The 8964-nt window shown below is 51.7% G+C and carries 9 protein-coding genes; 3 read left to right on the top strand and 6 right to left on the bottom strand.

The window, feature by feature from the left end:
- The first annotated feature begins 558 nt into the window (after positions 1 to 558).
- Entirely contained in the window at positions 559 to 1131 is a 573-nt protein-coding gene (locus ACJU26_RS15700; protein ID WP_414042013.1) for a DNA-binding protein, read from the top strand.
- Between the two features lie 188 nt (positions 1132 to 1319).
- Here the strand turns inward: ACJU26_RS15700 and ACJU26_RS15695 are convergent, their stop codons facing one another.
- Complete coding sequence (locus ACJU26_RS15695) at positions 1320 to 1610, bottom strand: mobilization protein (RefSeq protein ID WP_414042012.1); 291 nt, start codon at positions 1608 to 1610, stop codon at positions 1320 to 1322.
- A gap of 179 nt (positions 1611 to 1789) precedes the next feature.
- Here ACJU26_RS15695 and mobQ point away from each other — a divergent pair, with 179 nt between their 5' ends.
- Positions 1790 to 2818 carry a MobQ family relaxase gene (mobQ, locus tag ACJU26_RS15690; protein ID WP_414042011.1) on the top strand — a complete coding sequence of 343 codons (1029 nt, stop codon included), beginning with the start codon at positions 1790 to 1792 and terminating at the stop codon, positions 2816 to 2818.
- A gap of 31 nt (positions 2819 to 2849) precedes the next feature.
- Positions 2850 to 3497 (top strand): hypothetical protein, encoded by a 648-nt coding sequence (locus tag ACJU26_RS15685; RefSeq protein WP_414042010.1) that lies wholly within the window; start codon positions 2850 to 2852, stop codon positions 3495 to 3497.
- A gap of 264 nt (positions 3498 to 3761) precedes the next feature.
- Here ACJU26_RS15685 and ACJU26_RS15680 read toward each other — a convergent pair whose 3' ends face one another.
- The 5 genes from ACJU26_RS15680 to ACJU26_RS15660 form a co-directional block, all read right to left on the bottom strand.
- Complete coding sequence (locus ACJU26_RS15680) at positions 3762 to 6155, bottom strand: glycosyltransferase (protein ID WP_414042018.1); 2394 nt, start codon at positions 6153 to 6155, stop codon at positions 3762 to 3764.
- 11 nt (positions 6156 to 6166) lie between these two features.
- Positions 6167 to 6898, bottom strand: coding sequence for a glycosyltransferase family 2 protein (locus ACJU26_RS15675; protein WP_414042017.1), 732 nt, complete (start codon positions 6896 to 6898; stop codon positions 6167 to 6169).
- A gap of 161 nt (positions 6899 to 7059) precedes the next feature.
- Positions 7060 to 7353 carry a virulence factor gene (locus ACJU26_RS15670; RefSeq protein ID WP_414042016.1) on the bottom strand — a complete coding sequence of 98 codons (294 nt, stop codon included), beginning with the start codon at positions 7351 to 7353 and terminating at the stop codon, positions 7060 to 7062.
- Positions 7353 to 7556: a DUF5397 family protein gene (locus tag ACJU26_RS15665; protein WP_414042015.1), complete on the bottom strand. Its 204-nt coding sequence runs from the start codon at positions 7554 to 7556 to the stop codon at positions 7353 to 7355. The genes ACJU26_RS15670 and ACJU26_RS15665 overlap by 1 nt, the downstream gene beginning before the upstream one ends.
- Positions 7557 to 8076: 520 nt before the next feature.
- A complete protein-coding gene (locus ACJU26_RS15660) occupies positions 8077 to 8691 on the bottom strand; it encodes a helix-turn-helix domain-containing protein (RefSeq protein ID WP_414042014.1) in 615 nt (204 codons plus the stop codon).
- Between the last annotated feature and the right edge of the window lie 273 nt (positions 8692 to 8964).

The following is an 8964-nucleotide window of genomic DNA, read 5'->3' as shown; positions in this document are numbered from 1 at the left end:
CCCCCTGTCCTCGGCTTCGCCTCGCCGGATCGACCCCCTTTGGGGACGTTGTCCCCCACTGCCTCCGGCAGCGGCTCCCCCTTGTGGTCTCCAAGGAAGAAGTTTTTTCAAAAGAGCTTTAGCTCAAGCCCCGCAGGGGCAAGGTGGAGCGGGCGAGGATGGCGATTTGCTTGCAAATCGACACCGGAACCCGCAACCGCCCAGAGGGCGGAATGCCTGCTACGGAGTCCTACGCGAGGGCCTGCGAGGTCGAAAGCGATTTGTGCCCGGCACGCCGAAGGCGTGGCAAACGGGCACTCCTTTTCTGATCTTGGCGCGGTCATGGCCACTTGGGTCTGTCCTACGGGCGCGTAAATCGCTTTTCTGGCGATTGGGGGTACGGGAACATCACCCACACCCGTTGCGTGCTCTGTAGGGCAAATTTGAGGCCTTTCTGGCGATGTTTGCGCCGATCAGTCTGGCCCATGGCAATGATCCTTCGAGGCGCGGCGGCTTAGGCTTGTTTTATAGTATGTTGTAGCATACTATTATTACATATTACGGATAGAGGAGAGCACCATGGCAACGAAAGACGAGATCTGGGCCGCCGCACAGGCCCTGACCGACGCCGGCGAGCGGCCCACGCTGGTGGCGGTGCGCAAGGCGGTCGGCGGTGGCAGCTACACGACCATCAGCGAGGCCATGGCCGAGTGGCGGGCGCGGCAGGAGCAGCCGCAGGCGCGGCGGGATCCCGCGCCGGAGACCATCGCGGCGCAGGCGGCGGAGATGGCCGCGGCGATCTGGGCGCAGGCCTCGGCGTTGGCCCATGAAAAGCTCCAGGCGGAGCGGGCGGCGCTGGACGCGGCGCGGGAGGGCATGGAGCAGGAACGCGCGGAAGCCGTGGATCTGGCCGATGTCTTGTCATCGGAACTGGACCAGGTCCGCGCCGATCTGGAGGCCGCGCTGGTGCGGGTGCTGGAGCGGGACGAAGCCATCGTGAGGCAAGCGCAGGAGATCGATCGCTGGCGGCAAGAGGCCACGGAAGCCCGGGAAAGCGCCGCCGAATTGCGTGGGCAGGTCGATGCCTTGCAGCGGGTGATCGCGCAATGGCAACCCCGGAAACCTTCCGGGACCGGGAGAGGCGAGAGGTAGACGCCACGAAGTACAGGCGCGCCGCGCTAGGGCAGCCCGTAGGGGTGGCGCGGGTATCCGGCGAGGAACTGGCCCATGTTTTGGGCGGGCGTGCGCTGTAGCGCAATTTGGGGCCTTGGCGGGGCTGCTCCTGTGGGCAGATTGGCTTGCGAAGATTAACCGCGTCTCCGTGTCCGTTTTACGCTCCGTCACTGCGACAACGTTTGTGCTGACTGGATAGGGGCCAGGCCGAATAGGGCGCGGTCATCCTCTCTGGTCAGCGAAGCATCCAGCATGGCCAGCAGCTTTTCCTGTGGCCATTCCCCGCGCTCGACTTTGGCGAGGATGGCGGCACCGACCAGAATCTTGCGGCGGGTGTCTTCACTGCGCTTCTTCTTCGCTTCCATCGTCCGTTTGCGGGCCTCGATGTGCTGTTTCTTCGCCTTTTCCTGTTTGAGCTTTGCTTCCAGTGCCGCAATGCGTTCGTCGATGGTAGCCATTTTGTGCTCCAGCGTGGTGAATGCTGCATATTACCCCCACTGAATGCCCTTGTACGAGTAGCCGCATGTGGCTATTCTTGGCATGGTGCAACAACCCCGCAGCGAACAGAAAGGGCGCACTTATGCAAACTTCGTTTGCGTGCGGCCTGCGGCGCTGGTGAATACCAGAAGGGAAGCCCGTGGCGATTTTCCATCTATCGGTCAAGACGATCAGCCGTTCTGCGGGGCGCAGTGCGACTGCCGCCGCCGCCTATCGCGCTGGCGTGAAAATCACCGACGAGCGCACCGGCGAGATTCACGACTACACCCGCAAGGGTGGCGTGGAATCCTGCGAGCTGGTTCTGCCCGCCGGTGCGCCGGAGTGGGCCGCCGACCGTGCGGCGCTCTGGAACGCCGCCGAGCAGGCCGAGACCAGGAAGAACTCGACGGTAGCGCGGGAGTTCGAGATTGCGCTACCGGATGAACTCACCCCCGCCGAGCGGCACCGGCTGGCCCACGATCTTGCCCGCGAGATCGTGGAGCGCCACGGCTGCGCGGCAGATGTCGCCATTCATGCCCCCGGAGCGGACGGCGACCACCGGAACCACCATGCCCACATTCTGCTCAGCACCCGCCGTCTTGGTCCGGAAGGTTTCACCGAGAAAACCCGCGAGCTGGACGACCAGAAGAGCGGACCGCATCTGGTGACCGAATGGCGGGAGCGGTTCGCCCGCTTGCAGAACGAGCGATTACGCCAGGCCGGCATTGCCGCCCGCGTCGATCATCGCCGCCTGGAAGTCCAGGGCATCGACCGGGAACCGACCCGGCACCTTGGCCCTGCGGCCAGCGGCTATGAGCGACGGACGGGGGAGCCGAGCCGCAAGCGGCTGGACTTCGAGGCCGAAGTCGCCGAGCGGCTGGCCCGCGCCCAGTCTGCGGGAGAGCTGGAGCGGGCCAGCCGCCAGATCGACCGCAGCATCCTCGATCTGTCGGGAGACCTGGAGGCGGCGAAGGCCGAGCGGCTGCAAGCCGAGCAGGAGCGGGTCCGGGCGGGCATGGAAGCGGTACGGGCGCAGTTCGAGGCCCACAAGGTGGCCGAAGCGGGCAAGCAGCAGGCCCGCGAAGCGTTCGAGCGGTTCAAGGCCGAGCAGGCCGCCAAACAGCAGGCCGAAGTCGAGCGGCAGCGACCGAAGCCGGAAAAGGACCGCGATTACGGCCAGTCACGTTGAAGTTACAGTGTAACGGTAAAGGGGGTAAGGGATGGACGAGCAGCAGCAGATATTCGGCCTGATGGCCGTTGCGGAAGAACACCAGAAAGCGGTGGCTGCGGCCATCGCCGGGCTGGCGGCGGAGCGAGCGGCGCTGGCCAAGGAGCGAGCATCGCTTGCGCAGGTCGCGCAAGGCATCCAGAAGGCCACCAGCGACGCGGTACGCGCCGCCGTGGGGCAATCCCTCGCCGGAGCCTCAGAAACGGCTGCAAAGGCCCTTGGTGACGCCGCGACGCCCGTCATCGGCAAGTTGTCTGGTGTGGTGCAGGCGGCGAGCGATGCCGAAGACTCGATGCGGAAAGCGGGGCAGTGGTTCGCCTGGAAGTGGGTAGCTGTGGCCACTGGCGGGCTGGTGGGCGTGTGCCTGGTGGCGTATGTCGCCCTGGCGTGGCAACTGCACGAGGTTGGATCGTTGAGCGATGAAAAGGCCAAGCTGGCCGCCGCTATCGTCCGGGAGCGGGCCACGGTGGCCGAGCTGAACAAGGCGGGCGGGCGGATGCACTGGAACACCTGCGGCGGGCGGCTGTGTTTTGAAGTCAGCAGCAATCAGGGCACATCATCGGACGGCAACCCTGTCCCGCTGGGCGGCTGGACCATCGATAAGGGCCGGGTGTCCCTGGTGATTCCGAAAGGGTATTAAGGGGGGCCGTCCCGACGCTCGCTTACAGTGACAACGGCTTGAAGCTCTCAAAACCTGGTCCAGTGGTGATGAATCAAGAAAACAATTTCAAGACTGGATTATAAGAACGGCAAGGGTCTGATTCAGCGTGCCGCCGTGACAAGCGTTGAAAGGCTCTCAAAAACGGTCGGTTGTGAAGTTAAATGGTGATAGAATGTCGTTCATTCGTTTGATGATCTGTAGATCAAGGCATAGATTTCGACGATGCAAATCATGTGTTACTCTTTATGCTTGCTCTAGCCGGTCTAATTGACTGATAAAATGCTTAACATTATCAGCAGTATTAACAGCAATAGATTCGTCGCTTTGTAAGAGCTCCCGCAAGATAAAAACCTTATTAATATTGTTATTAATCTTTCTTAGATAATTAATCTTTCCTGAATCGTCGCATTCGCGATGAAGAATGAATTGGTAACTGCGAGTTATAAATTGCACACCATCATATGAAAGAAGATCGTATATATCTTTAACGTTTTCATCACTTTCTATAGAAGTTGAAAAAGATAACTTTTTTGCTTTGTTATTATAATTTTTTCCTATCATTGCAGAGGAAATCATTTCGTAAAGTAAAGCCGAATGGTCATGATAGTATCCAGAATTGCACCAGCCTACGGCACCAACAAAAAATCCACTTGAGGTTTCCATTTCTGAATGGGGCAGGCTAAACAACAGTTTTATAATACCATCATGGTATGTCTTGGAAGAAAGTTTATAAGGCTTTATTTCTCTGCTTAAGATAATTTTACTACAGCTATCATTTATAGACACAGTAACTGTCATATTCTCATCATTTGTAGAGCAACAAAGTATGTAAAGAGTTATTTCACATCCAATCATATCTGTAGGTATTTCTAAATTTGCTGCTTTGCTAAAAGATACCGCTCCAGCAGGTGACGGCAAATCCCAACCAGCACATCTTGTCATCCTGATCGATGGAACTAAATAATCATCATAACTTACTTTTTGATATCCAAAATAATACAGTTTAACTGACCTGAATATAAAATTAACAGGACCATTTTTATCGGTAACATGTTCTTTCAGAAGATCATATACTTCAGAGCAGAAACTATCCCAACTCTTTGGCTTGTAGTATAAATTTATTAATTCTGACTTTTTTTCAATGATAGACGTGTCTTCAAAAACATTCTTAAAACATCTATATCCGTCATCTAAATTGTAAGGGTCAATATAGATGCAATAATCTCCTCCAACTTCTGGCATTGATGTAGTTTTAGAACAAATACACGTTTTCCCAAAAGATAGGCTTTCGGCTATAGGAAGACCGAATCCTTCGGCAAAGCTAACATAAGTACTAAAAATACAGTTTCTATAAAGCTCAGATATTTCTGAATCTGATAAATTATTGAGAACTACAATTCTTCCATCAAGATAGTTTCTTGATTCTAAGTATGTTCTTAGTTCTTCTATTTGCCAGCCCCATTTCCCTGCAAAAACAAGCTTTGGAACATCGTGGCCATCGAGCAGCAACCGCTCCCATATTTTGACTAAATAGACGTGGTTTTTTCTAACCTCTATAGTTCCAACATACAAAACATATTGATCAGAACAAATTTCGACAACATCTGGCCTAATTGATTCTGACTTGTAAGGGGCAGAGACTTCTGTTGCAAGTGGTACTGTGGCAATGCTTATTGTCGATCCAAAACTATCTAATAAGATATGCTTTACATCATTTGCTGTATACAAGGAGTTTGTGATCACAAGATCACAAACCTGAATTATGTCACTAAAAGACCTTGTAAATGTAAGGTTGGCATGTTCTGATACGTATTCTGGATTCACTATCTGAATCAAGTCATGGATAAAAAGAACTATTTTTACGTTTTCTTTACGCATGCTGATAAATAAATCATATACATCAATAATCCAGAAAGCGCCTGCAATAAAAAATATATCACCAGGCTTAAATACTATCTCCACCCTGCTTTGATAAACATCGGAAAGAATCGATATTAAATGCAAAGAGTTTGAGTTACCATTTAGTAATTCTTTAAAAAGGATTTCCAATGATTTCTCGTTTGGCACAAGAATGCGATTTCTATCATACTCTGGCATGACCGGGATTATTTTATTTTTAGAGGCCCTCCGTGAGAGGAAAAGATTAACGACTACCCGTTGAATCCCGCTAACCGTGGTATTTCCACCTTCAATATAGTTAATTACATCTTTCACATCTAAATAAACTACATTATCTTTGTATTGGACCGTTTCTGCCGAAGGCGATGTAATGGAAACAGGCAAAACATTGCCTCGCGAAGCATACTCTATAATAGGCTCTTCTTGTTCCTTATCAATCTGTGATTGTGATGATTTATGGCTCACATTTGCGGTAATAAATCTTCTCATTAAGAATTGTATTAAAATAATTTTATAGAATGGAAAAAAATTCGTGAACTTATTCTTATGCTCTTTAGACATATAAATATCGTATAATATTGATTCACGGGATGCGCCTTTAAATTCTCGTTGCAGGTAGAATTGTTTTCCATCATCGTCTGGATATCTTCCAAGAAACGCAACATACGAAAGCTCTATAAAGTCATCAAATGAATGCGCGTATAAATCATCAATATTAAAGTGATGTAGAGGTTTCATAATTATCCTAATTATTTTTTAAAATCTATATATAGATTTTCGCTTGGGTTATTGTAAGGCAACTCAAATTCCTCATGTTGTCCCCATTTGGAATAGTATAACACCTTGTTAATTTCGAAGAAACGATGTAAATCATTTGCAATCTCTGGGTTATTTCTGATAGTAGAAGAGCGCTCATGGCGGATTCTAACAGTTGTGTCTGTTTTGACGATCAACTTAGATAGAACCACTCTTCTGTAGTAATCAGTATCTTCGTAATAAGCCGGTGAAAAACGTTCATCAAAAGCCCCAACAATATCAAAGCACGGTTTCCTTATTGAAAAACATGCAAAATCCTGTGATCTTTCAGTTTTTGAACCGCCTATCTCATCGATTCCATGACAAAAAACAAGAGCGGCGTTTCCACTATTCAATATGTAGCTGATCCATCCATCAAACATATTCGTAAAAAACTCAATATCATCATTTAAAACCAATGTGACATCGTTGTTATCAGTAAAAGATTGAAGTATGCCTTCATTCCAACTTTTTGCCAATCCTCTATTTTCGCAGTATAGATACAATTTTGCGTTTTCGTTTAACGAAAAAAATTCAGTTAACTCCTTTGCAAGGCTTTCTGATCCATGATGATATATGTAATATGTTATTTTATTACTTGTGCCCTCTATTGATTTTAATAATTTTTCCGGTATTATTCCATAGGTCACAATGACAATACCAACTCTTACGGCAGATGAACTCATTTATGATAACCCCTTTGCGACTTTGACCGTGATTACTAACGCAAGACATGTGGGATCATTGTGTCTCGTGGCCGCCAGCCTGGTCGGGACGGATGGCCTGGTTTTGCTGGGGTCTCCACCTGCCTGGTGAGGTCCGTTATGAGACATTACGATTAGGCCGCTCATTTTGACCTGCCCGGTCGCTTCACTCGGTCGGTGAAATCCGACCACTGCTCTACGCGGAAGGCGCGGATATCTCGTACCGATGGCGGGAACCAAGGCAGATCTGTCAGGGCATCCATGGCGTCCATTAGGTTGGCCATATCCTCGTTCTCACTGACGTAGATGCTGCCCTGAACCCATCGAAACCCATGCTCTGCCAAAGTGGCTCCAATATCCGCATAGGCGGCTGACACCCCTTTGGGGTGATGCTTGGTGGTTTCCTTGACGGTCAGATCAAAAGCGATGGCGAACACTAGCGGGCTTCCGGATCGTCCAGGATGGCATCAAGTGGATATTCCAAACGCTCCCCGGTTTCGGGCACCTCGATTTCAACGGTCCAACCCTTGTCGGTATGGTGCCCTTCCTTGAGTACCTGGTATGAAATCCCAAACGGCCCGAACTGTCGGAATGTCCCGATCAGCTCAGGGTGTGGAAATCCTGCGGCATGTGATTGCATAGGCACCCCCTTGTCTTCAGTTACATAGTACATTTTCTGGCAAGAACATCATACCATACAGAAGCGAACACAGGGCGACACAAAAGGCGACGGTGGGAGACTATGGCGAAAGTCACTGTAACAGAGGCGGCGAGGTTGGCCGGGTTGGGCAGGCAGCAGCTTTACAGGGGATACATATCAACCGGAAAAATAAGCGTAGAGCGAGACCACCAAGGCCGCCCGCAGATTGATACTGCGGAAATCCTACGGGTCTTTGGTGAAATGAAGGGGACACCAGAGGCGACACTAAACGGACACAACGCGAATAGCGAAAGGCGACATGCGGACAGCGGGTTACAGGCTGTTGTTGAGGCGAAAGACGAGGTTATATCTGAACTCAGGGAACGGTTACGGGAAGCCGGGGAAAGGGAGGGATGGCTTCGTCAGCAACTTGAGCGTGCGCAGGCCGTGCTGACTGATCAGCGATCAACCTCTTTGCGTCCCTGGTGGCGTTTCTGGGGCTAGTCTGGCGCCCTATGGCTCAGTCGATAAGGCGGCCCTGACCACTGGCCTCCAGCTTGCTTTGCGAGTCTGTTTCCTGCGCCTCAAGGAACGGCAGGTCTGGCTCCATGCCATCCAAGATAGTCTGAGATGGTGGCGGCTCACCTGGGCCTGCTGGTAGTTGCTGCTCGCCGGGGTAGAGGATCGGGATACGGCGCAGGCCTGTTCTGTCCATTGTGGCAGGGTCTTGGTCGGCCTTGTCAGCGACCACCGCAGCCGAGAATACCGACAAGACTAATTCCCCACGAGGTTGCCCCCATGCAACGCGGTCATTCACGACATATGCAGAGACACTACCTGGGCCATTGAGCTTTAGCACCTGTATCCATCGCTCTGCCACGAGATCAGAGACCGCAGTCCTCACGGTCCGGTCGGTGACGTTCATGAGTTTGGCGAGAGTCTTTTGGCTAATAACAACCGCGTTTTGGTGCCCCATATGAGCGACAAGGATGTGCAAGAGAATGCCCGCACGAGGTTTCCTGGTGAGTAAGCTTGCCCATGCCTCATGGGCTTTGCGCTCGGTTTGAACCCATTGGCCATACTTGGGGGCGGCCGGTGCGCCGATTTTTTCCTGGGGGGAGGAATCTCGTTGCATGTTTTCGGAAATCCTTTTCCGGTAATGTGTTCCGTAATTATGCGCTGCATTGCATATTTTCGGAATACCCCCGGAAGCAGCTGGCTTCCGCACCCCCGGAAGCAGCTGGCTTCCGCACCCCCCTAAAAACAGCATATAAAATCAATAAGTTAAAAATCTTCCCTTTCTATGATCTCTAGGGCCCCCTTGGAGCCGTCACAGTGACAAGGAGTGGGCGCTTGCTCCGGCTTCGCCGGACCGCCCACGGACCTCCCCGGCGGGGACCCTGCTGGT

Origin of the sequence: Acidithiobacillus sp. M4-SHS-6, assembly GCF_047421495.1 — a bacterium.
Lineage (GTDB): Bacteria > Pseudomonadota > Gammaproteobacteria > Acidithiobacillales > Acidithiobacillaceae > Acidithiobacillus.
Note: the sequence above shows the minus strand (reverse complement) of the source record. Positions and strands in the feature narration are given on the sequence as shown.